At 61.3% G+C, this 22927-nt stretch carries 22 protein-coding genes and 1 other RNA gene; 14 read left to right on the top strand and 9 right to left on the bottom strand.

The annotated features are described in order from the left end of the window. Window positions 1-9 precede the first annotated feature (9 nt). On the top strand, window positions 10-1476 hold the full coding sequence (ubiD, locus tag AOA60_RS20220) for a 4-hydroxy-3-polyprenylbenzoate decarboxylase (protein ID WP_038444369.1): 1467 nt from the start codon (window positions 10-12) through the stop codon (window positions 1474-1476). Next, entirely contained in the window at window positions 1476-2444 is a 969-nt protein-coding gene (locus AOA60_RS20215) for a CDP-6-deoxy-delta-3,4-glucoseen reductase (protein ID WP_099585943.1), read from the top strand. The genes ubiD and AOA60_RS20215 overlap by 1 nt, the downstream gene beginning before the upstream one ends. On the opposite strand, the gene AOA60_RS20210 is transcribed toward AOA60_RS20215, so the two are convergent. Further along, entirely contained in the window at window positions 2441-2923 is a 483-nt protein-coding gene (locus tag AOA60_RS20210; protein WP_099585942.1) for a sn-glycerol-3-phosphate transporter, read from the bottom strand. The genes AOA60_RS20215 and AOA60_RS20210 overlap by 4 nt on opposite strands. 328 nt (window positions 2924-3251) lie before the next feature. On the opposite strand from AOA60_RS20210, the gene AOA60_RS20205 reads away from it, so the two are divergent. After that, window positions 3252-5639 (top strand): TonB-dependent siderophore receptor, encoded by a 2388-nt coding sequence (locus AOA60_RS20205; RefSeq protein WP_099585941.1) that lies wholly within the window; start codon window positions 3252-3254, stop codon window positions 5637-5639. A gap of 27 nt (window positions 5640-5666) precedes the next feature. After that, window positions 5667-6320 (top strand): gamma-glutamylcyclotransferase, encoded by a 654-nt coding sequence (locus AOA60_RS20200; RefSeq protein WP_099585940.1) that lies wholly within the window; start codon window positions 5667-5669, stop codon window positions 6318-6320. Here the strand turns inward: AOA60_RS20200 and glpT are convergent. Then, the gene (gene glpT, locus AOA60_RS20195) at window positions 6317-7654 is read right to left on the bottom strand and encodes a glycerol-3-phosphate transporter (protein ID WP_099585939.1); all 1338 of its coding nucleotides are present in this window, start codon (window positions 7652-7654) and stop codon (window positions 6317-6319) included. The genes AOA60_RS20200 and glpT overlap by 4 nt on opposite strands. 294 nt (window positions 7655-7948) lie before the next feature. Further along, window positions 7949-8926, bottom strand: a complete 978-nt coding sequence (locus tag AOA60_RS20190; protein WP_099585938.1) for an NADPH:quinone oxidoreductase family protein — start codon at window positions 8924-8926, stop codon at window positions 7949-7951. A gap of 149 nt (window positions 8927-9075) precedes the next feature. On the opposite strand from AOA60_RS20190, the gene AOA60_RS20185 reads away from it, so the two are divergent. Next, window positions 9076-9483, top strand: a complete 408-nt coding sequence (locus AOA60_RS20185) for a flagellar basal body-associated protein FliL (protein WP_099585937.1) — start codon at window positions 9076-9078, stop codon at window positions 9481-9483. Here the strand turns inward: AOA60_RS20185 and AOA60_RS20180 are convergent. Together AOA60_RS20180 and AOA60_RS20175 are read right to left on the bottom strand one after the other, a co-directional pair. Beyond that, entirely contained in the window at window positions 9473-11452 is a 1980-nt protein-coding gene (locus AOA60_RS20180) for an acyltransferase family protein (RefSeq protein ID WP_099585936.1), read from the bottom strand. The two genes, AOA60_RS20185 and AOA60_RS20180, sit on opposite strands and share 11 nt — an antisense overlap. Window positions 11453-11554: 102 nt before the next feature. Further along, entirely contained in the window at window positions 11555-12004 is a 450-nt protein-coding gene (locus AOA60_RS20175) for an EVE domain-containing protein (RefSeq protein WP_099585935.1), read from the bottom strand. A gap of 194 nt (window positions 12005-12198) precedes the next feature. On the opposite strand from AOA60_RS20175, the gene AOA60_RS33070 reads away from it, so the two are divergent. Next, entirely contained in the window at window positions 12199-12348 is a 150-nt protein-coding gene (locus tag AOA60_RS33070; RefSeq protein ID WP_010207387.1) for a hypothetical protein, read from the top strand. A gap of 7 nt (window positions 12349-12355) precedes the next feature. On the opposite strand, the gene AOA60_RS20165 is transcribed toward AOA60_RS33070, so the two are convergent. From AOA60_RS20165 to AOA60_RS20150, 4 genes are all read right to left on the bottom strand, one after another. Beyond that, a complete protein-coding gene (locus tag AOA60_RS20165) occupies window positions 12356-12985 on the bottom strand; it encodes a 5-formyltetrahydrofolate cyclo-ligase (protein WP_099585934.1) in 630 nt (209 codons plus the stop codon). Between the two features lie 58 nt (window positions 12986-13043). Next, a non-coding RNA gene (ssrS, locus tag AOA60_RS20160) (6S RNA) lies at window positions 13044-13222 on the bottom strand. Window positions 13223-13252: 30 nt separating this feature from the next. Further along, a complete protein-coding gene (locus tag AOA60_RS20155) occupies window positions 13253-13570 on the bottom strand; it encodes a cell division protein ZapA (protein ID WP_027608375.1) in 318 nt (105 codons plus the stop codon). Further along, on the bottom strand, window positions 13567-13776 hold the full coding sequence (locus tag AOA60_RS20150; RefSeq protein ID WP_007982902.1) for a TIGR02449 family protein: 210 nt from the start codon (window positions 13774-13776) through the stop codon (window positions 13567-13569). Before AOA60_RS20150 ends, AOA60_RS20155 begins: the two co-directional genes overlap by 4 nt. A gap of 139 nt (window positions 13777-13915) precedes the next feature. Here AOA60_RS20150 and AOA60_RS20145 point away from each other — a divergent pair, with 139 nt between their 5' ends. The 8 genes from AOA60_RS20145 to gcvT all read left to right on the top strand — a co-directional run bounded on the left by AOA60_RS20145 (window position 13916) and on the right by gcvT (window position 22905). After that, the gene (locus AOA60_RS20145) at window positions 13916-14473 is read left to right on the top strand and encodes a YecA family protein (protein WP_099585933.1); all 558 of its coding nucleotides are present in this window, start codon (window positions 13916-13918) and stop codon (window positions 14471-14473) included. Between the two features lie 37 nt (window positions 14474-14510). Continuing rightward, window positions 14511-15833 carry a Xaa-Pro aminopeptidase gene (gene pepP / locus AOA60_RS20140; RefSeq protein WP_099585932.1) on the top strand — a complete coding sequence of 441 codons (1323 nt, stop codon included), beginning with the start codon at window positions 14511-14513 and terminating at the stop codon, window positions 15831-15833. Further along, window positions 15830-17017, top strand: a complete 1188-nt coding sequence (gene ubiH, locus AOA60_RS20135; protein WP_099585931.1) for a 2-octaprenyl-6-methoxyphenyl hydroxylase — start codon at window positions 15830-15832, stop codon at window positions 17015-17017. The genes pepP and ubiH overlap by 4 nt, the downstream gene beginning before the upstream one ends. Continuing rightward, window positions 17010-17495, top strand: a complete 486-nt coding sequence (locus tag AOA60_RS20130) for a DUF4442 domain-containing protein (RefSeq protein ID WP_099585930.1) — start codon at window positions 17010-17012, stop codon at window positions 17493-17495. Before ubiH ends, AOA60_RS20130 begins: the two co-directional genes overlap by 8 nt. Window positions 17496-17504: 9 nt before the next feature. Further along, entirely contained in the window at window positions 17505-18728 is a 1224-nt protein-coding gene (locus AOA60_RS20125) for a 2-octaprenyl-3-methyl-6-methoxy-1,4-benzoquinol hydroxylase (protein WP_178075389.1), read from the top strand. Window positions 18729-18898: 170 nt separating this feature from the next. Next, on the top strand, window positions 18899-19903 hold the full coding sequence (locus AOA60_RS20120; RefSeq protein WP_099585928.1) for an extracellular solute-binding protein: 1005 nt from the start codon (window positions 18899-18901) through the stop codon (window positions 19901-19903). A gap of 164 nt (window positions 19904-20067) precedes the next feature. Further along, the gene (locus AOA60_RS20115; RefSeq protein WP_099585927.1) at window positions 20068-21666 is read left to right on the top strand and encodes an iron ABC transporter permease; all 1599 of its coding nucleotides are present in this window, start codon (window positions 20068-20070) and stop codon (window positions 21664-21666) included. A 156-nt stretch (window positions 21667-21822) separates the two neighbouring features. Beyond that, complete coding sequence (gene gcvT, locus AOA60_RS20110) at window positions 21823-22905, top strand: glycine cleavage system aminomethyltransferase GcvT (RefSeq protein ID WP_099585926.1); 1083 nt, start codon at window positions 21823-21825, stop codon at window positions 22903-22905. Window positions 22906-22927: the final 22 nt, after the last annotated feature.

Genomic DNA, 22927 nt, shown 5'->3' with positions numbered 1-22927 from the left:
GCATGGTTAATGAAATTCAAGGATCTTCGGGATTTCGTGCAGCAACTTGAGCAGCGCGGAGAGTTGAAACGTATCCAGGTGCCGGTGTCCCCGGTGCTGGAAATGACTGAGATTTGCGACCGCACCCTGCGTAACAAGGGCCCGGCGCTGCTGTTCGAAAACCCGACCGGCTTTGATATTCCGGTGCTCGGCAACCTGTTCGGCACGCCCGACCGCGTGGCGTTCGGCATGGGCGCCGAGTCGGTCAGCGAACTGCGCGAGATCGGCAAGCTGCTGGCCTTCCTCAAGGAGCCCGAGCCGCCCAAGGGCTTGAAGGACGCCTGGTCGAAGTTGCCGATCTTCCGCAAGATCATTGCCATGGCGCCCAAGGTGGTCAAGGACGCGGTGTGCCAGGAAGTGGTCATTGAGGGCGATGACGTCGACCTGGCCATGCTCCCGGTGCAAACCTGCTGGCCTGGCGATGTCGGCCCGCTGATCACCTGGGGCCTGACCGTCACCAAAGGCCCGAACAAGGACCGTCAGAACCTCGGCATCTACCGTCAGCAAGTGATCGGCCGCAACAAGGTGATCATGCGTTGGCTGAGCCACCGTGGCGGCGCGCTGGACTTCCGTGAGTGGTGCGAAAAACACCCTGGCCAGCCGTTCCCGGTCTCCGTGGCCCTGGGCGCCGACCCGGCCACCATCCTCGGCGCCGTGACCCCGGTGCCGGACAGCCTGTCCGAATACGCCTTCGCCGGTCTGCTGCGCGGCAACCGCACCGAGCTGGTGAAGTGCCGTGGCAACGACCTGCAAGTGCCGGCCACTGCTGAAATCATCCTCGAAGGCGTGATCCACCCTGGCGAGATGGCCGACGAAGGCCCTTACGGCGACCACACCGGCTACTACAACGAAGTCGACAGCTTCCCGGTGTTCACCGTCGAGCGCATCACCCACCGGATCAAGCCGATCTACCACAGCACCTACACCGGCCGTCCACCGGATGAGCCGGCGATTCTCGGCGTGGCACTCAACGAAGTGTTCGTGCCGATCCTGCAAAAACAATTCCCGGAAATCACCGACTTCTACCTGCCGCCGGAAGGCTGTTCGTATCGCATGGCCATCGTGACCATGAAGAAGTCGTATCCGGGCCATGCCAAGCGCGTCATGCTGGGTGTGTGGTCGTTTTTGCGACAGTTCATGTACACCAAGTTCGTTATTGTCACCGACGACGACATCAACGCCCGCGACTGGAACGACGTGATCTGGGCCATCACCACGCGCATGGACCCCAAGCGCGATACGGTGATGATCGACAACACGCCGATCGACTACCTCGACTTCGCGTCGCCGGTATCTGGCCTTGGCTCCAAGATGGGCCTGGATGCCACCCACAAATGGCCGGGTGAAACCACCCGCGAATGGGGTCGGGTGATCGTCAAGGATGAAGCCGTGACCGCGCGCGTCGATGCGATGTGGAAAGAATTGGGAATAGATTGATGCGTGTAACCCTGCAACCTTCCGGCGCTGTGCTGGAGCTGGTCCCCGGCGAGCGAATCCTCGAAGGCGCGCGCCGCCTGGGCTACGAATGCCCCCAGGCCTGTCGCAACGGCGTGTGCCATGTGTGTGCCGCGCTGCTGGTGGAAGGTCGGGTGCAGCAAGCCGGTGAGGTACGCGATCACGGTGAGTTCTACACCTGCATCGCCGAACCGCTGGAAGATTGCATTGTGTTGTGGGATGGCGTGCTGGCGCCGGGAGAGTTGCCGTTGCGCAAGTTGTCGTGTCAATTGAGTGAATGCGTAGAGGTCGGTGGTGATGTGTGGCGCGTGCGCCTGCGGGCTCCGGCCGGCAAGGCGGTGCGTTACCACGCCGGGCAGTACCTGATGATCGAACGGGAAAATGGCGAGAAATCAGCCTTTTCCCTGGCATCGGCGCCTCACGCCGGACGCGAGCTGGAACTGCATGTGCTGGCCCGCGAGGACAGTGCGCGCAGCCTGCTGGAACAACTGCAACGTAACCGGATGGCCCGCGTAGAACTGCCGTTTGGTGACACTCATCTGGCCGAGTTGCCGGACGGTCCGCTGGTGTTGATCGCCGCCGGTACCGGCATGGCGCAGATGCACAGCCTGATCGAACATTGCCGCGCCTCCGGCTTCAAGCACCCGGTGCACCTGTACTGGGGCGTGCGTCGCCCGGAAGACTTTTACGATATCGAGCACTGGGACCAGTGGCTGCAATTGCCTAACCTGTTCCTGCACAAAGTCGTCAGCGATTTGTGCGGCTGGGAAGGGCGCTGCGGTTTGCTCCATGAAGCCGTGTGCGAGGACATCGTCGACCTCAAGGCTGTACACGTCTACGCCAGCGGTTCACCGGCGATGATCTACGGCACCTTGGATGCGCTGGTCGACGCTGGCATGGATGCGCACCAGATGCGCGCCGACGTATTCGCCTACGCGCCGCGCCCTTAAAAGCGCACGCCGGTCGTCACCATCGCCGCATTGAACCCCAGCAACACCAACTCCGCCGCCACCGGCCCGTAATAGGTGCCTACTGACGGAATGATCACCGGCGCCACGCCGAAACGGTTCAAGGGGATCTTGTCGCGGTACTTGCCGCGATAGCCCTGGATCGCCCCGCCCGTAACCTTCAGGTACACCGGATAGTCGTTCATGTCATAGCGCTTGCCCGCGTAAGCGTAGTACGAGCGCTGGCTGAACGAGTTGCGAAAGGTCGCCCCGCCATACACCCACCCTGATGCCTCATTGCGCTCCAGGCCAATCAGGTCCTGGTTGTTGTTGTGGTCCTTATCCGGCGCGAAGTGGCGGGTATAGACGCTGGTCTGCGCGTACCAGAAGCCTTTGTCGTCTTCGGTAACGGGCGCTTCGCTGGCCAGCGCGGTGGTGGCCTGGGCCAGCAATAACAGGCCAGGCAGTCGGAATCTTTTCATGGGTGCGACCTCGGTAGTCGGTTTGATGGGCGGCTAAGTGGGTCGTGATGTGCGCACTATTTTGACGGTTTGACGCGAGCCCAGGCTGAACCGGGGCTGAAACTAGCGGGATTGCTGCACATAATCCTGACGAAAGGGTGCCGGGCTTATGCATTCGCTTATTCTTTAAAGGTATTTAATTTGTTACATGAATATCTTTAAGCTATATCGCAACGGACTACCGATTTTCTGCCAATAACCAACAACTGACCGCCACCGCCCGCCAGCCGGATCGATCGTATGCACTCAGCGCATTGAAGCGCCGGGTCTTGATTCCAAGGGGAGCGGTATGGGGAGTTACAACAAACACGCGCTGTACATGGCGATTTTGTCGGCCAATTTGCTGACCGCTGTGGGTTTCAATCCAGTCTTTGCGGCCGAAACGTCCGCCACCGATGCACCCAGACTCGACACGGTAATCGTCACCGGCACCCGTGCTCAGGAGCGCACGGCCAGTGCGTCGCTGTCACCCATTGATGTGATCTCCGGCGAAAGCCTGCGCAGCACCGGCTCCGATGAGCTGGGCGCGGTGCTGGCGCGCCTGATTCCATCCATCAATTTCCCGCGCCCAAGCCTGGTGGATGGCGCCGAGCTGGTGCGACCTGCGCAATTGCGTGGCCTGTCACCCGATCAGGTGCTGGTGCTGGTCAACGGCAAGCGCCGCCACACCAGTGCCTTCGTCAATCTGGGCGGTGCGGTGGGGCGTGGCTCGGCGCCGGCGGACCTGAATGCGATCCCGCTGTCGGCGGTGGACCATATCGAAGTGCTGCGCGACGGTGCCTCGGCGCGCTACGGCTCGGATGCGATTGCCGGGGTGATCAACGTGATCCTCAAGCACGCCGACCACGGCGGCTCGATCTCCACCAAGTTCGGCGAATACAAGAAGGGCGACGGTATCCAGCGTAATGTCAGCGGCAACACCGGCTTGGCATTGGGCGACAACGGCTTTATCAACCTCTCTGCCGAAGGCGCCGACAACGATTACACCAACCGCGCCGGCGATGACTACCGTGCGGGCAGTGTCGGTTCTACCACCTACGGCCAGCGTGTTTTCCGTCAGGGCGAGCCGGCTACCAATGAAGGCAAGTTCCAGTTCAACTCCGAATATTCCTTCAACGACTCGGCCGAGTTCTACACCTTCGGCGGCTACAGCAAGCGGCGCGGCGAGACTGCGGCGTTCTACCGGGCGAGCAATGCGGCCAACAATATCCCTGCGCTCAACCCCAACGGTTACCTGCCGTTGATCAAGGGCAACCTCGAAGACACCTCGCTGGTGGTGGGCTTGCGCGGCTTGCTGGCCTACGACTGGCATTACGACTTGTCGGCCAACTACGGCAAGAACCAGTACGCACTCAGCACCGAAACCATCAACACCTCCCTGGGCCTGGCCACGCCGCGCAAGTTCGACAACGGCACCCTGAGTAACGACCAGAAACAAGTCAGCCTGGACCTGTCCCGTGAGTTTGATGTGGGTTGGCTGCCGTACCCGGTGTCCGTGGCGTTTGGTGGCGAATACCTGCACCAGGGCTATGAAATCGAAGCCGGCGAGCCGGCATCCTACTTCCAGAGCGGCAGCTCCGGGCTGGGCGGTTTCCGGGATGCCGATGCCGGCACCAGCTCGCGTCACAATTGGGCCCAGTACCTGGACCTGGAAACCAACTTCACCGAAAAACTCAGCGCCTCGGCCGCCGTGCGTCATGAGGATTACAGTGATTTCGGCTCCAATGTCAGCGGCTCGCTGTCAGCCCGCTATGACTTCACCCCGCAAGTGGCCTTGCGCGGCAGTGTTTCCAACGGTTTCCGCGCGCCCTCCCTGGCGCAGCAGAACTTTGCCTACACCTCGTCGCAATTGATCGGCAGTACCATCCAGGAAGCCGGCACCTTCCCAGCCAACAGCCAGGTGGCGCGCTTGCTCGGCGCCGAGGACCTCAAGGCCGAGAAGTCGCGCAACTACAGCCTGGGCCTGGTGCTTGAGCCGGCCGATGACCTGACGGTGACGGTGGATGTGTACCGCATCGACATCCGTGACCGTATCAGCCTGTCCTCCAACCTTGGCATAAACGCGGCGACGCGGGCCTATCTGCAGGCCAACGGCGTGGGCAACATCGACTACACCACCGCCCGCTACTTCACCAACGCCACCGACACCAGCACCGATGGCGTGGACCTGGTGGCCAACTATCGCTACCTGTTCGACAGCGGCGTGCGTTGGAACAGCACCGTAGGCTACAACTACAACCACACCAAAGTGACCGATGTGAAACCCAACCCGGCCATCCTCGACAGCCTTGGTGCGAACCTGGTGCGGGTGGACCGCCGCGAACGCATCGGTTTGCTCGGCGATACCACGCCCCAGCACAAGCTGAGTCTGGGTAACGACTTCACGTTCGGTAATTGGGCACTGCACAGCAATCTGGTGCGCTATGGTGAATTCACCAGCTACCAGGCGGACAAGGTCAACGACCAGACCTTCAAGGCAGCCTGGGTGCTGGATTTGTCGGCCGACTACAAGTTGAAGAACTGGACCTTAACCCTGGGCGGCGACAACGTCACCGATAAATACCCGGAGAAGGTCAACGCCTTCGCTAGCAGCGGTGGCAATTTGGCCTATAGCACTTTTTCGCCGTACGGTTACAGCGGCGCGTTTTATTACGGTAAAGTTGCTTACAACTGGTAACACACAGGAGGCGTACCGCTTTTCGCCATGACCGCCATTGAAACCGATCTTCAGCAATTGGCTTACCCTCCGCGGCTCGATCTGGGGCCGCAACTCACTCACGAACAGTTGATGAGCTCGATGCAGGCCACCATGGGCCGGCACAAGGGTGGGCCGGTCTGGTTATTTGCGTACGGTTCGCTTATCTGGCGTCCTGAGTGCTCGTCCGCCGAGCGGCTGCGGGCACGGGTCCACGGTTATCACCGGGGCCTGTATCTGTGGTCCCACGAGCATCGGGGTACGCCGGAAACGCCGGGGTTGGTGTTCGGGCTGGATCGCGGTGGCTCGTGCAGCGGGTTCGCCTACCGCTTGCCGGAGGATCAGCTGGAGGCCTCGCTTTACGCCTTGTGGCAGCGCGAGATGCCATACCCGTCGTACCGGCCACACTGGCTCAGCTGCCGTCTGGAAGATGGCAGTCAGGTGCAGGCATTGGGGTTTGTGTTGGAACGGCATTTGCCCAGTTACGCAGGCAATTTACCCGACGTCATCCTTAATCACGTGTTGCAGAGCGCTTGCGGGCGTTACGGCACTACGCGCGATTATGTCGAGCAGACCGTGAACGCCCTGCGTAGCCACGCCATGCCAGATAAGAATCTGGAGGCGCGGCTCAAGCGGTGTGCAAAGGGTTGCTCAGGCGATTAACGCGCCGAGCTGACGCTGTTGGTGTGCCACAGCGTTGGGATCAGGAATGCGATCGCCAGCAGGCACGCGCCGATCAGCAGTACGAAACCACCGTCCCAGCCGAAGTGGTCCACGGTGTAGCCCATCGCCGCACTCGCGGCCACCGAACCACCCAGGTAACCGAACAGACCGGTGAAGCCCGCAGCCGTACCGGCGGCTTTCTTCGGGGCCAGTTCCAGCGCCTGCAGGCCGATCAGCATCACCGGGCCATAGATCAGGAAGCCGATGGAGAACAGCGCAATCATGTCGATCATCGGGTTGCCCGGCGGATTGAGCCAGTAAACCAGGGTTGCCACGATCACCAGTGCCATGAACACCACGCCCGTCAGGCCACGGTTGCCACGGAAGATCTTGTCCGACATCCAGCCGCATAACAGCGTGCCTGGAATGCCTGCCCACTCGTAGAAGAAGTACGCCCAGGACGTTTTATCCACGTCGAAGTGCTTGGCTTCCTTCAGGTAGGTTGGCGCCCAGTCCAGCACGCCGTAGCGCAGCAGGTAAACGAACACGTTGGCGAAGGCGATGTACCACAGCATTTTGTTGCGCAGCACGTATTTGACGAAGATTTCCTTGGCGCTGAATTCTTCTTCATGGCTGGCGTCGTAGCCTTCCGGGTAGTCGTTCTTGTACTTCTCGATGGGCGGCAGGCCGACCGATTGCGGGGTATCGCGCATGGTGATGAAGGCAAAGGCTGCTACCGCCAAGGCCACAGTGGCCGGCACGTAGAAGGCAGCGTGCCAGTCGTTGAACAAGGCCATGCCCAGCAGGAACAACGGGCCGATCAGGCCGCCGCCGACGTTGTGCGCCACGTTCCACACCGAAACCACGCCGCCGCGTTCTTTCTGCGACCACCAGTGCACCATGGTCCGCCCACTTGGCGGCCAGCCCATGCCCTGGGCCCAGCCGTTGATGAACAGCAGAATGAACATCATGGTCACGCTGGACGTTGCCCAGGGCGCGAAACCGAAAATGAACATCACGCCTGCCGACACCAGTAGACCGAAAGGCAGGAAGTAGCGAGGGTTGGAACGGTCGGACACCAGGCCCATGAGGAACTTGGACAGGCCGTAGGCAATCGCAATGGCCGACATTGCCAGGCCCAGTTGACCGCGGGTGTAACCCTCGTCGATCAGATAAGGCATGGCCAGGGAGAAGTTTTTACGCAGCAGGTAATAACCGGCGTAACCAAAGAAAATACCGGCGAAGATCTGCCAGCGCAGTCGTCGGTAGGTACTGTCTATTTTTTCTTCAGGCAGGGGTGCCTGGTGCGCGGCAGGACGAAAGAAAGCAAACATTCAAGAGCTCCAAATTTCTTGTTTTGACTGCGGATGCGAATGTTACAGTTTCGTTACCGAAAATAGCATTGCATCTTGGCGGCAAACACGGGAAATGAGCGCAAGTGCATGTTCTCTTACGAACATGTCGCGAATAGATAAGTGGTGGTCGCAAACAGTTTCTGAGGCGGGTGGAGATCCAAATGTGGGAGGGGGCTTGCTCCCGATAGCGGTGATTCAGTCAACAGATGTGTCAACTGATCCACTGCAATCGGGGGCAAGCCCCCTCCCACATTTGATTGCATTGCAGGTCGGTCAGCGGGTCTGGACGACGACCTTGCCTACCGCCCGGCGCTGGCCGAGGTCATTGATCGCCTGGGCGGCCTGTTCGAGCGGATACACCTGCGACACCAGTGGCTTGAGCTTGCCCTCGCCATACCAGGTGAACAATTGCTGGAAGTTCGCCGCATTATCCTGCGGCTGGCGCTGGGCAAAAGAGCCCCAGAACACCCCGACTACCGCCGCGCCCTTGAGCAGCGCCAGGTTCACCGGCAGCTCTGGAATGCGTCCGCTGGCAAAACCCACCACCAGCAAGCGGCCGTTCCAGGCGATCGCGCGGATGGCTTGGTCAAACAGGTCGCCGCCCACCGGGTCGTAGATCACATCGGCGCCGTTGCCGTCGGTGAGGCGCTTGATCTCATCTTTCAGGCTGGTTTCGCTGTAGTTGATCAGCTCATCGGCGCCGGCGGCCTTGGCCACGGCAAGTTTGTCGGCACTGCTGGCGGCGGCGATTACGCGGGCGCCCATGGCCTTGCCGATTTCCACGGCGGCCAGGCCTACACCGCCGGACGCGCCGAGCACCAGCAAGGTTTCGCCAGGTTGCAGGTTGGCGCGTTGTTTAAGCGCATGCATCGAGGTGCCGTAGGTCATGCTGAAGGCGGCGGCGGTGTTGAAGTCCATGCTTGGCGGGATCGGCAGCACGTTATAGCCCGGCACCGCGACCTGCTCGGCAAAGCTGCCCCAGCCGGTGAGGGCCATGACCCGGTCGCCGACTTTCAAATGGCTGACTTTCTCACCCACTTCGCTGACCACGCCGGCCGCCTCGCCACCCGGCGAAAACGGAAAGGGCGGCTTGAACTGGTACTTGCCCTCGATGATCAAGGTGTCCGGGAAATTCCCCCCCGCCGCATGCACCTCCAACAGGATTTCGTTCTTCTTGATCGCCGGGCTGGCGATTTCTTCCAGCACCAGGGTTTCGGCGGGGCCGAAGGCTTTGCACAGCACAGCTTTCATCGGGCTATTCCTTTTGGTGTCGTGGCCGATAAGTGTAGGAGGGTAGGCCCGTGGGTCAACGAGCATGCCCGGCCCTGATAAGTCGCCATAAGCTTGTGCTCAGCCTTACTAGCGTTATGCTACTCGGCACCGAATTTGAGGAATGAACTGTGAAAGCGTGGATCCTGTTGATGCTGGCCCTGACCTTGCCCATGGCAGCCCAGGCCGAAGAAGCCAAAGAAGGCGAGGCGCCGAAGGTCAGCTATATCAGCCTGAGCCCGCCGTTCGTGGGTAACTACGGCCTGGACGGTACGGCGAAGCTCAAGGTGTTCAAGGCTGATATCGCCCTGCGCGTGACCGGCACCGAAGCCGCCGCAGCGGTCAAAGCCAACGACGCGTTGATTCGTAACCAGTTGGTGGCGCTGTTTACCCAGCAGACCAACGAGACCATGAGCACCGTTGAGGGCAAGGAGAAACTGCGCCAGGAGGCCCTGAAACAAACCCAGCAAGTGATGAACGACGAGACCGGCAAACCGGTGGTCGAAGACCTGTTGTTCAACAACCTGATCATTCAGTAGGCGGCACTTCCCACAGCTTCAGCAGGGCTTCAGTGAATGCGGGTTCCAGGACACGGTTGCCGTGCCCGCTGAGGTGGTTGGAGTCGAAAAACAGCGGCTTGGCATCGTCGTCATAGGCTGAGCAGGTGGAGCCTGGGCATAGCGGCGGCAGTGGGTCCCACACCCTCAGGCCCGGATAGGCCGCCGTCAGTTGCTTGAGGAGCTTCATTTGCGGTGCACGCAGGCGTTCCAGTTGCTCGCGCTGCAGGGTCAGGCCTGGCGCGCACACCGGGTTCATGCGGTTGAACCAGTCCGAGCAACGGTTGGGCGCGGCTTTGAAAAGCGGTTTGGGGGCGTCAATCAGCACAGTGAGCCGTGCCGCCTGCAATCGGCTCAGCACCTTGTCGGCGGACGCTCGTGCGGCGTCGATGTTCTCGGCGCTCAGTTCGCTCAATGCGTCATCGACCAGTTTTGTTTCACCCTCGCGCCACTCACGTCCGGTGAGTTCCGGCATGCGCAGCGAGGCCAGGAACACCACGTCTCCCGGCTTGGCGCGTGCTTCGATCTGCTGGAGTTGGGCTTCGCGCGAAGCTGAACAGTGCGCAGGGTCGGGGCCGATAAGGCTGACGACACCGCAACCGCCCATTTCATATTCCACCACCGTGACGCCGAGCTTGAGCGAGACCAGCTTCAACAGGGTGCGGTATGCCGCCGTATGGGAATCTCCGATAACAAACAACGTACGTCCCTTCAGGCGCGGGTCGTCGACGGTTTCAAAGTCTTCCTGGGGGTAATGTTTGTAGGCATACCAGGTGTAGGTATCGCGAGTCTGGCTGAGTGACAGGGTCGACGGGTTCAACGACACCCATTGCGCGCCGAGCCACAGCAGCCCGGTGACGGCCGCCCCGCCGGTAAACGTGAGCCAGGCCTTGCGTTGCAGCGCGCAGCGGCCGCTGCGGATCGGTGCTTCGATACAGTGGTAAGAGGCGGCCGCGAGTGCGAGTACCAGCACGGGGTAAAGCAGTTGAACCGCTGACAGCTCAAGCCCGACGGTCCAGCGCAGGAACACGAGGAGCGGCCAATGCCACAGGTAAAGCGAATAAGACAGTCGACCGATGTAAGTCGCTAACCCGCTTTGCAACAGGCGTTGCAGCGCGCCGGCTGGTTGATCGGCCTGTAACACGATGCCGGCGATCATGAACAATGAACCGGCCACAGTCACTATCGCCCAGGGAAAGGGGAATTGATTCGGGTTGGCGAACACAAAACCACTGATGAGCAGCCCCATGCCAACCGTGAGCATGGCCGGCGCCCATTGATTCATGCGAGGCGCGCCTATCAGTTGGAACAGGATTGCTCCGGCGGCAAGCTCCCAGAAGCGCCCTGGCAGCAGATAAAACGCTGACAGCGGCTCGGTATTCACCTGGTAGGCGCCGATAATCAGCGACGCAACGGCCATCAGCGGCAGCAGTCCCCAAATGATTGCTACGCCTTGCCGGCAGCGCAGCCATATAAAGAACAGCACGGGAAAGATCACGTAGAACTGTTCTTCTACCCCCAATGACCAGGTGTGCAGGTAGGGGTTGAGTTCGGCGCCGGGTGAAAAGTAGGTGTCGGTGCTCCACGCCAGCACGAAGTTGCTCAAGCCAAAAAAAGCCGCCAGCCCCGTGCTGTTGATCATTTCGCTGAGCCAGAACTGTGGCATGAACATCGCCGACAGCACCACGCTCACACTGAGCATTACCAGTAGCGCGGGCAGGATGCGCAGCAAGCGGCGTCGGTAAAAATCTTTCAGGTAGGCGCCCAGGCCCAGTTCGCGACGGTCCCACAGCGACTGGCTGATCACGTACCCGGAAATCACGAAAAACATGTCCACGCCGGTGAAACCACCCGGCAGCAGGTCGATGTAATCCATGTGGTAGATGATCACGCTGAGCACGGCGATGGCACGCAGGCCGTCGATAGCAGGCAGGTAGGGGGCGCGAGTCACGGGGCCTTCCTCCTTGATAAAAGGGATCGACGATTTTGCCAAACCCAAGGCCCCGCGACGACTAGCCGTTCGGACAGGTGTGTCTGCGCTTGTTTCGAAGTTTCAGTGCAGTGCCAGTACCGCGGCCCATTGTTCAGCGGTGACTGGCATCACCGACAACCGGCTGCCCTTTTGCACCAGCGGCAACTCGGCGAGGGCGGTCTGCTGTTTCAGGTAGCCCAGGCCCAGCACCTTTGGAAAAGTCCGGACGTGCGCGACGTTGATCGCCGTCCACGGGTTTTTCTCCGAGGTGGCCTTGGCGTCGAAATAGTGGCTGTCCTGCTCCAGCGCGGTCGGGTCCGGATAGGCTGCCTCGACAATCTTGCCGATACCGGCGATGCCTGGCTCGGGGCAACTGGAGTGGTAGAAGAAAAACTCATCGCCGACGGCCATGGCGCGCAGGAAATTGCGCGCCTGGTAATTGCGCACGCCGTCCCAGCGCGCTTCGCCGAGCTTTTCCAGGCCTTTGATGGACAGTTCGTCGGGCTCGGATTTCATCAGCCAGTAGGCCATTTTTGGGCTCCTGAAAAAGGCAGTGGGCAAGTTGTCAGGCAATTTGATGACAAACCGACAGTCGGTTGGCGCCAAGGTTTGCGTGTTGGTTCACGTTACCGCAAAATGCCGGCCTTTAAGCTTGACGCCGCTGCAACGGACTACTTTGGAACGTTGTTGTCATCGTGTACGAGGTGCCTGAAGGGGGGCAATCGATGCAACGTAAACCGGATTTACTATGGATTTTGGTGATTTTGTTTGGTCTGGGCGTCGTGACCACCGGGTATGCCCAAAGCTTGTGGTCGAACAAGACCGATGCTCCCGTTGAACTGGCTCAACAGCAGCCGCAACCGTTCAAGCGTTAACCCTTCTTCAAGACGCCGCTGCTCCAAGCGGCGTTTTTGCGACATACCACTGCTTGTCCGTGACGGTGCCAGCCAATGGCACATCCCAACTGGCCTGTGCCAATCGATCGACCTTCTGACATTCATGGGCCAGGCCCAGCAGCGTCGGCTTGCGCCAGTTTTGGCGGCGCGCCAGATACGCCAGGCTGCGGTCGTAGAACCCGCCGCCCATGCCCAGGCGGCCGCCGGCGTCATCGAACCCCACCAACGGCAGCAACACCAGGTCCAGCGCCCACACCTTGCGCTGGCGCTTGGCATTGACCCGTGGCTCCAGGATCCGAAAACGGTTGGGTAGCAGCTTTTCTCCAGGCTTCACGCGCTGGAACACCATCTTGGTGCGCGGCCAGGCGCTGAGCACCGGCAGGTACGTGGCCTTGCCCCGGCGCTGAGCGGCACGCAGCAGCAGGCGCGGATCGATTTCACCGTCCGTCGGTAGATATAAGGAAATATGTTTGGCCCGGCGAAACAGCGGGTGCTGTGCCAGTTGCCGATACAGGCCGTGGGCGGCTTGGCGCTGCTCGCTCGGCGTGAGGGCGCGGCGGGCTGTGCGCAACATGCGTCGAAGTTGCGGACGGGAAAGCGGCGCAGGTTCGGTCATGGATTTTCGGCTCATAAAACAATGCCAGTCCGGGGACTGGCATTGAGTTTGGGAATTCAGGCTCCCCGACAGAACCGCTGTCGACTAAGCCCTTGAACCCGAAAGTTCAAGGTGGAAGAAGCAGTAGGCTTTAAGGCTTTCCGTCTAGCGGACATGCACACCAGCCCAACGTGCAACTTCCAGGGTAGTGCGAATCGGCTCCGGGACATCGCCGACTGGCAAGCACGCCAGGGAGTGGGGCGAGTATACCTTAAACAGTCGCGGGGATCAGCCCTTGGGTTGCTCTGTGTCGCTGGAAAGCACCAGGTCGACACGTTCAAGCAGGTCACGCACCTGCTCGCGGGTCGAGCCGCTGGCCTGTACGTCAGGGCGTTCCTGCTTATGCAGCAGATCGTGGGTAATGTTCAGCGCGGCCATCACGGCGATACGATCGGCGCCGATCACTTTGCCGCTGCTGCGGATTTCACGCATCTTGCCATCCAGGTAGCGGGCGGCGCTCACCAGGTTATTGCGCTCTTCCTGGGGGCAGATGATCGAATATTCTTTGTCGAGGATCTGCACGGTGACGCTATTGCTTGAACTCATGAGTCTTGCTCCAGGGCCTTCAGGCGCGAAATCATCGATTCGACCTTACGCCGGGCGATTTCGTTTTTTTCAATGAGGTGAGCGCGTTCCTCGCGCCAGGTCTTTTCCTGAGCTAATAGGAGTCCGTTTTGACTCTTAAGTTGCTCGACCCGAGTAATTAGCAATTCGAGTCTGGCCATCAGCGCTTGCAGGTCGGTGTCTTCCATTGGGTTCCACTGGATTTTGTCTGATGAATGGCAACTGCAGGATAAACGATCTGACGCCCTTGATAGTCTTGGTACGTCTGCCGGTGCTAGGATACAGCGCTCCATTCTAGACATTGCGCCGTCTGGCGCCTAGCTCACCATGCCCATTAAGAACTCCCCGTACGACGCTTTTTCCACACTGTTGAGCACCAGCGGCCACCCTTGCTCGCCTGCCGAACTGCACGGCGTGTTGTTGGGCCGCAGCTGCACTGGCGTTGGCTTTGATGCCGACAACTGGCTGGCTGACGTGGCCGAGCTGCTGGAAACCGAACCGACCGACAACGTGCGCAACGCGCTGATCGGCCTGCAAGAGATGGTCAAGGGCGAGCTGACCGGTGATGACGTCACCGTGGTCCTGCTGCTGCCGACCGACGACGCGTCGCTTACCGAACGCGCCGCCGCACTGGGCCAATGGTGCCAGGGTTTCCTCCACGGTTTCGGCGTCAACGCCGGCGGCCTGGACCTGAGCATCGACGCCAAGGAAGTGCTGCAGGACCTCGCCGCGATCTCCCAAGTGCAAGACGCGCTGGAAGAATCCGAAGACGGCGAAGGCGACTACATGGAAGTCATGGAATACCTGCGCGTCGCGCCGTTGCTGCTGTTCACCGAGACCCGAAAGTCCGCTGAACCCGCCGCTCTTAAACCGTCGTTGCACTAAGGCCTTCGCCGCACTAAGAAAGGAAGTCCATCTGCCCATGATCCATATCCCCAAAGCGGAATACACCCGCCGCCGCAAGGCGCTCATGGCGCAGATGGAACCCAACAGCATTGCGATCCTGCCGGCCGCCGCCGTGGCCATCCGCAACCGTGATGTCGAGCACGTCTACCGCCAGGACAGCGACTTTCAGTACCTGAGCGGCTTCCCCGAACCGGAAGCGGTGATCGTGCTGATGCCCGGTCGCCAGCATGGCGAATACGTGCTGTTCTGCCGCGAACGCAACGCCGAGCGCGAACTGTGGGACGGCCTGCGCGCCGGCACCGAAGGCGCAATTCGCGAATTTGGCGCTGACGATGCGTTTCCCATCACCGATATCGACGACATCCTGCCCGGCCTGATCGAAGGCCGCGACCGGGTCTATTCAGCGATGGGCAGCAATGCTGAGTTCGACCGGCACGTGATGGAGTGGATCAACGTGATCCGCTCTAAAGCGCACCTGGGCGCCCAGCCGCCGAACGAATTTGTTGCCCTGGATCATCTGCTCCACGACATGCGCCTGTATAAATCGGCGGCAGAAGTGAAGGTGATGCGCGAGGCTGCGCGGATTTCCTGCGCCGCCCACGTCAAGGCGATGCAGGCCAGCCGCGCCGGTTTGCATGAGTTCAGCCTTGAAGCCGAGCTGGATTACGAGTTCCGCAAAGGCGGCGCGAAAATGCCCGCCTACGGCTCCATCGTCGCCGCCGGGCGCAACAGCTGCATCCTGCATTACCAGCAGAATGACGCGCTGCTCAAGGACGGCGACCTGGTATTGATCGACGCCGGTTGCGAGATCGATTGCTACGCCAGCGACATCACCCGCACCTGGCCGGTCAACGGCAGGTTTTCACCCGAGCAAAAAGCGATCTACGAGATTGTGCTGGCCTCCCAGGAAGCCGCCTTTGCCGAGATCGCGCCGAACAAACACTGGAACCAGGCCCATGAGGCCACCGTGCAGGTCATCACCGCCGGGCTGGTGAAGCTGGGATTGCTGCAAGGTGAGGTTGGTGAACTGATCGCCAGCGAAGCCTACAAGCCTTTCTATATGCACCGTGCCGGCCACTGGCTGGGCATGGATGTGCATGATGTGGGCGAGTACAAGGTGGGCGGTGAATGGCGGGTGCTGGAAGTCGGCATGGCGTTGACCGTGGAGCCGGGGATCTATATTTCGCCGGACAACCAGACCGTGGCGAAGAAATGGCGTGGCATTGGCGTGCGCATCGAGGACGACGTGGTAGTGACCAAGCAAGGCTGTGAAATCCTGACCGGCGGCGTGCCCAAGACCGTCGCCGAGATCGAAGCGTTGATGGCGGCCGCCCGATGAGCCGGGTCAACCTGGCCATTATCGGCGGTGGTCTGGTGGGCGCCAGCCTGGCGCTGGCGTTGCAGGCCGGGGCCAAGGCGCGGGGCTGGAAGATCGTGCTGATCGAACCTTTCGCACCGGGCGACAGCTACCAGCCAAGCTACGATGCGCGGTCGTCGGCGCTGTCGTTTGGCGCGCGGCAGATTTATCAGCGGTTGGGCATCTGGCAGGACATCTCCCGCCGCGCCGAGCCGATCAAGCAGATCCACGTGTCTGACCGTGGGCGGTTCTCTACTGCACGCTTGTCCGCCATGGAAGAGGGCGTGCCGGCCCTCGGCTATGTGGTGGAAAACGCCTGGCTCGGCCAATGCCTGTGGCAAGGCCTGGACAAAGACGTGGTCAGCTGGCGCTGCCCGGCGGAAGTCACGCGCATGGAACCGCTGCCCGACGGCTATCGCCTGATCCTCAACGATGAAACCGTGTTGGAATGCGACCTCGCCGTGCTCGCCGATGGCGGCCGTTCCGGGTTGCGCGAGCAATTGGGCATCGGCGTGAAGACCCGTCCGTATAACCAGAGCGCGCTCATCGCCAACATCACGCCCAGCGAAGCCCACAACGGCGAAGCCTTCGAGCGCTTCACCGACGATGGCCCGATGGCCTTGCTGCCGCTGCCGGACAACCGCTGCGCGCTGGTCTGGACCCGCATCGGCATGGACGCCCAGCGCCTGGCGGCACTCGACGAGCGCAGTTTCCTGAGTGAGTTGCAGGGCGTGTTTGGCTATCGCCTGGGCACCTTGAAGCAGGTTGGCGCACGCCATCTGTATCCGCTGACCCTGGTGGAAGCCGAAGAACAGGTGCGTTCCCACCTGGCGATCCTCGGCAACGCCGCCCACAGCCTGCACCCGATTGCCGGGCAGGGCTTCAACCTGTCCCTGCGCGATGCGAGCGCCTTGGCCGAGGCCTTGCTGGCCGGACCTGCGGTGCCGGGCGACCTGGCGACCTTGCAGGCCTACCGCGAGCGCCAGCGTATGGACCAGAAGCTGACCGTGGGATTCTCCGATCAGGTCACGCGCCTGTTTGGCAGTGCACAACCGTTGGTGGCGCTGGGCCGCAACATGGGCCTGCTGGGCCTGGATCTGTTGCCGCCGGCCAAGCGCTGGTTCGCCCGTCAGGCCATGGGCCTGGGCACGCGTCCCGATGCGTAAGTGGCTGGTGGCGCGGCTGGGCAAGGCACGCTTGCTGCGTTGGGTCATGACCCTGTATCCGCCATACCTGGGCGCTGGCGTCAGCGTGCAGCACATGAGCGCGGATTTTCGCCACGTCAAAGTGCGCATGGGCCTGGGCTGGTACAACCGTAATTACGTCGGCACGCAGTTCGGCGGTAGCCTGTATTCGATGGTCGACCCGTTCTACATGCTGATGTTGATGGAGAACCTGGGCCGCAATTACATCGTCTGGGACAAGGCCGCGAGCATCGACTTCATTTCGCCGGGCAAAGGCCCGGTGTATGCCGAATTTTTCATCGACGAGGCCTTGCTGGATGAGGTGCGTCGACAGACCGCTGGCGGCGAGAAATACCTGCCTCACCTCAAGGTCGAGATTCATGACGGCTCCGGCACCCTGGTGGCGCGGGTCGACAAAACCCTTTACGTGCGGCGCAAGCCGCCAGCGAGACAGGCTTAAAGCATGGACATGCGCGCAGATGTGCTGATTGTCGGGGCCGGAATGGTCGGAAGCGCCTTGGCGCTGGCGTTGCAGGGCAGTGGCCTGCAAGTGCTGCTGCTCGATGGCAGCCCGCTGAGCGTCAAGCCGTTCGACCGTGACGCGGCCTTTGAACCCCGCGTGAGCGCCTTGTCGGCCGCCAGCCAGCGCATCCTTGAGCGCCTGGGCGTGTGGGACGGCATTGTGTCGCGCCGCGCCAGCCCTTACGGCGAGATGCAAGTGTGGGACGGCAGCGGCACCGGGCAGATCCACTTTTCGGCCGCCAGCGTGCACGCCGAAGTGCTCGGGCACATCGTCGAAAACCGCGTGGTGCAGGATGCCTTGCTTGATCGCCTGCACGACTGCGACCTGGGCCTGCTGGCCAATGCGCGCCTGGAGCAGATGCGCCGCTCCGGCGATGACTGGCTGCTGACCCTGGCCGATGGCCGCACCTTGCGTGCGCCGCTGGTGGTGGCCGCCGACGGTGCCAACTCTGCGGTGCGTCGCCTGACCGGCACCGCCACCCGTGAATGGGATTACCTGCACAACGCCATCGTCACCAGCGTGCGCAGCAGCCAGCCGCACCAGCGCACGGCCTGGCAACGCTTTACCGATACCGGCCCGCTGGCGTTCTTGCCGCTGGTGCGCGATGGGCAGGAGGACTGGTGTTCGATCGTCTGGTCGACCACGCCGACTGAATCCGAACGCCTGATGACGTTGGATGATGAAAGCTTCTGCCGTGAACTGGAGCGCGCGTTTGAAGGACGCCTGGGCACGGTGGTCAGCGCCGATCCACGGGTTTGCGTGCCGTTGCGTCAACGTCACGCCAAGCGCTACGTGGCCGAAGGCCTGGCGTTGATCGGCGATGCAGCCCACGTGATCCATCCGCTGGCCGGGCAGGGCGTAAACCTGGGTTTCCTGGATGCGGCGGTGCTGGCCGACGTGTTGTTGTCGTCGACTGAACGCGGTGAGCGTCTGGCGGATGTGAAAGTGCTGAGCCGTTACGAGCGTCGGCGCATGCCCCACAACCTGGCGCTGATGGCCGCGATGGAAGGGTTTGAGCGTTTGTTCCAGGCCGACCAGCTGCCACTGCGCTGGCTGCGCAATGCCGGTTTGAAGTTGGTCGACCAGATGCCCGAAGCCAAGGCAGTGTTCGTGCGCCAAGCCCTCGGCCTGACCGGCGACCTCCCAGACCTCGCCAAAACCTTGAATTGAAATACGCCCACCTGTGGGAGGGGCGGTGCGACGACTCGACTTGCCCCCGATGAGGCCGTCCAGCCCAACTCAAATTCCAGCCATGCAACATCTGGTAACGCCTCCGCCGAGCGTTACCAAATGCCAGTCCCTATCATTTGCGCTCACTTTGCAAATGAGAGACCGCACCCATGTTGGCACCCAAGCGCCTCCTGACTGCCCTGGCACTCACCCTGATCGGCAGCACCACCGTGCAGGCAGCCGACGAAGTGGTGGTCTACTCCTCGCGCATCGACGAACTGATCAAGCCGGTGTTCGACGCCTACACCCAAAAGACCGGCGTCCAGGTCAAGTTCATCACCGACAAGGAAGCCCCGCTGATGCAGCGCATCAAGGCCGAGGGCGAAAACGCCACCGCCGACCTGTTGCTCACCGTGGATGCCGGCAACCTCTGGCAGGCCGAGCAAATGGGCATCCTGCAACCCTTCACCTCCAAGGTGATCGACAAGAACATTCCTTTGCAATACCGCTCGTCCACTCACGCCTGGACCGGCTTGAGCCTGCGTGCGCGGACCATCGCCTATTCCACTGACCGGGTAAAACCGGGCGACTTGACCACGTACGAAGCCTTGGCCGACAAGCAGTGGGAAGGCCGCCTGTGCCTGCGCACGGCGAAAAAGGTCTACAACCAGTCGCTGACCGCAACCCTGATCGAAACCCACGGCGCGGCCAAGACCGAAGAAATCGTCAAGGGCTGGGTGAATAACCTGTCTACCGACGTGTTCTCCGATGATATCGCGGTGCTGGAAGCCATTAATGCCGGCCAGTGCGACGTGGGCGTCGTCAACACCTACTACTACGGCCGCCTGCACAAGCAGAAGCCGGACCTGGCGGTGAAGCTGTTCTGGCCGAACCAGGGCGACCGTGGCGTGCATGTGAACCTGTCGGGCATTGGCTTGACCAAGCACGCGCCGCACCCGGAAGCCGCCAAGGCACTGGTGGAGTGGATGACCACGCCTGAAGCACAGAAGATCTTTGCCGATGTGAACCAGGAATTCCCGGCCAACCCGGCAGTGCCGCCGTCGGCTGAAGTCGCTGCCTGGGGCAAGTTCGTGGCCGACACCTTGCCGGTGGAAGTGGCGGGCAAGCGTCAGGCAGAAGCCATTCGCCTGATGGATCGCGCCGGTTGGAACTAAGTACAATTTGTAGGACGCCGTAGATCAAAATGTGGGAGGGGGCTTGCCCCCGATGGCGAAGTGTCAGTCTACTCATCATTGACTGGTCCACCGCTATCGGGGCAAGCCCCCTCCCACATTGGCATGTGCTGTTTTCAAGTTATTCATCTGACGAGAGCTGACCTTTGGCCCACCCCGCCCAACGCCGCTGGTACCTGCCGGTCTTCAGCGTCGCCGCTTTGGTGCTGCTGCCGCTGAGCGTGCTGTTGCTGTCCTGGCAAAGCATCGACCAGCAGATCTGGTCCCACCTCTGGGAAACCCAGATGCCCCGCCTGCTGGGCAATACCCTGACGCTGGTACTGGGCGTCGGCGTCGGCGTAACCCTGCTGGGCGTCAGCCTCGCCTGGCTTACCAGCCTTTGCGAATTCCCCGGACGGCGCTGGCTCGACTGGGCGCTGATGCTGCCGTTTGCCATTCCCGCCTATGTGCTGGCGTTCGTGTTTGTCGGCCTGCTGGATTTCGCAGGCCCCGTGCAGACCCTGTTGCGGGAATGGTTTGGCACAGGCCTGCGCCTGCCTCGCGTGCGCTCCACGAGTGGCGTGATCATCGTGTTGGTGCTGGTGTTCTACCCTTACGTCTACTTGCTGGCGCGCACGGCGTTCCTGGCTCAGGGCAAAGGCTTGATGGAAGCGGCGCGTGTACTTGGGCAATCACCGTGGCAAGCGTTCTGGCGCGTGGCACTGCCGATGGCGCGGCCGGCGATTGGCGCGGGTGTGGCTCTGGCGCTGATGGAAACCCTGGCGGATTTCGGTGCGGTTTCGGTGTTCAACTTCGATACATTCACCACTGCGATCTATAAAACCTGGTACGGCTTTTTCAGTCTTTCCAGCGCAGCCCAACTGGCCAGTCTGTTGCTGCTGGTGGTGATGCTGGTGCTGTACGGCGAGCGGCGCGCCCGTGGCGCGAGTCGTTCCGGTAATGAGCGGCCTCGGAGCAAGGCGCTATACCACTTGCGCGGGTTTAAGGCCGCTGCCGCCAGCGCGTGGTGCGGGCTGGTGTTTGCGTGTGCCTTTGTCATTCCGGTGCTGCAGTTGATCGTCTGGTTCTGGCAGCGCGGCCGGTTCGACCTGGATGAGCGTTATTCGGGCCTGATCGTCCATACGCTTTATCTCGGAGGCATTGCGGCACTGATCACGGTCAGCGTGGCGTTGGTGTTGGCTTTCGCCAACCGTCTGGCGCCAACTCGGGTGATTCGCTCCGGTATCAGCCTGGCCAATGTTGGCTATGCGTTGCCGGGTTCGGTGCTGGCGGTGTCCATCATGCTGGCGTTCAGCTATCTGGACCGGGAACTGGTAGTCCCGCTTGCCGGCAAGCCGTTGCTGCTGGGCAGCCTGTCTGCGCTGGTGTTGGCGTATCTGGTGCGTTTTCTGGCGGTGGCCTATGGGCCGCTGGAAAACAGCCTGGCGCGGATCCGGCCTTCATTGCCGGAAGCGGCGCGTAGTTTGGGGGTGAGTGGGCCGCGACTGTTTTGCAAAGTGTATCTGCCGCTGTTGCTGCCCGGCACCCTGAGTGCCGCGCTGCTGGTGTTTGTGGATGTGCTCAAGGAAATGCCCGCGACTCTGCTGATGCGCCCGTTCGGCTGGGACACCCTGGCGGTACGGATCTTTGAAATGACCAGCGAAGGCGAGTGGGCACGGGCTTCGCTGCCGGCATTGACATTGGTGCTGGTGGGCCTGTTGCCAGTGATCGGGTTGATCCGACGCTCCGCCCGACCAATCGGCTAGGTGTCAGTCCTACGGCTTGAGGCTACAATGCGCGGCATTCGGTGCGCTCCGCCTTTCGGATCGGGTCGCTGTACGTGGCTGAAGCCCTTGTAATTCAAGGTCTTCAGCACGAATAGCAACGCTGCGCACCTTCGCCAAGCCCGGAAGGAGAAACCCATGGGACAGCGTACGCCTCTGTATGACCTGCATCTCGCCCTCGGCGCGAAAATGGTCGATTTTGGCGGTTGGGATATGCCTTTGCATTACGGCTCGCAAGTTGAAGAACACCATCAGGTGCGACGCGACTGCGGGGTGTTCGATGTATCTCATATGACCGTGATCGACGTCACCGGCCCCCAGGCCAAGGAATGGCTCCAGTACCTGCTGGCCAATGATGTCGAACGATTGCATGGCTGTGGCCGTGCGTTGTACAGCGCCATGCTCAACGAGCAGGGTGGCGTGGTGGACGACATGATCGTCTATCGCATTGAAGCCGGGTACCGACTGGTGGTCAACGCCGCCACCCGTGACCAGGACATGGCCTGGATGCAGGCGCAAGTGGGCAGCCATCAAGTGCAATTGGCCGAGCGGCCCGAGTTGGCCATGCTAGCCATTCAAGGCCCCCATGCCCGGCAGAAGATTGCCGAGTTGGTTACCCAGTCCCGCAGCACCCTGATTCACCAGCTCAAGCCTTTTGAAGGCCAGGCCGACGGCGATTGGTTTATTGCCCGCACGGGTTATACCGGCGAAGACGGTCTGGAGATTGTCCTGCCTGCCGATCAGGCACCGGGATTTTTCAACGATCTGGTAGGGGCCGGTATCTCGCCTATCGGCCTCGGCGCACGGGATACCCTGCGTCTGGAAGCCGGTATGAACCTGTACGGCCAGGATATCCACCAGGACGTTTCACCCCTGGCGGCCAACATGGCCTGGAGCATCGCCTGGGAACCGGCCGGGCGTGATTTCATCGGCCGTGCGGCGCTGGAGGCCGAGTTGGCTGAAGGTGTGCAGTTCAAACTGGTGGGGCTGGTGCTGGAAGAACGCGGAGTTTTACGCGCTCACCAGGTGGTTCGTATCGCCAATGTTGGCGAAGGAGAGATCACCAGTGGTAGTTTCTCCCCTACGCTGAGCAAATCCATTGCCTTGGCGCGTGTACCGACGGCGACGGCCGATCGGGCCGAAGTGGAAATCCGCGGCAAGTGGTACCCGGTTCGAGTGGTCAAACCGACCTTCGTGCGCCATGGCAAAACCTTGATCTAACTATTTCCGGCAGGCCGATGGC

The organism is Pseudomonas sp. 2822-17 (genome assembly GCF_002742485.1).
GTDB lineage: Bacteria > Pseudomonadota > Gammaproteobacteria > Pseudomonadales > Pseudomonadaceae > Aquipseudomonas > Aquipseudomonas cyclaminis.
The sequence above is the reverse complement of the archived record's forward strand: the minus strand, read 5'-3'. Positions and strand labels throughout refer to the sequence as shown.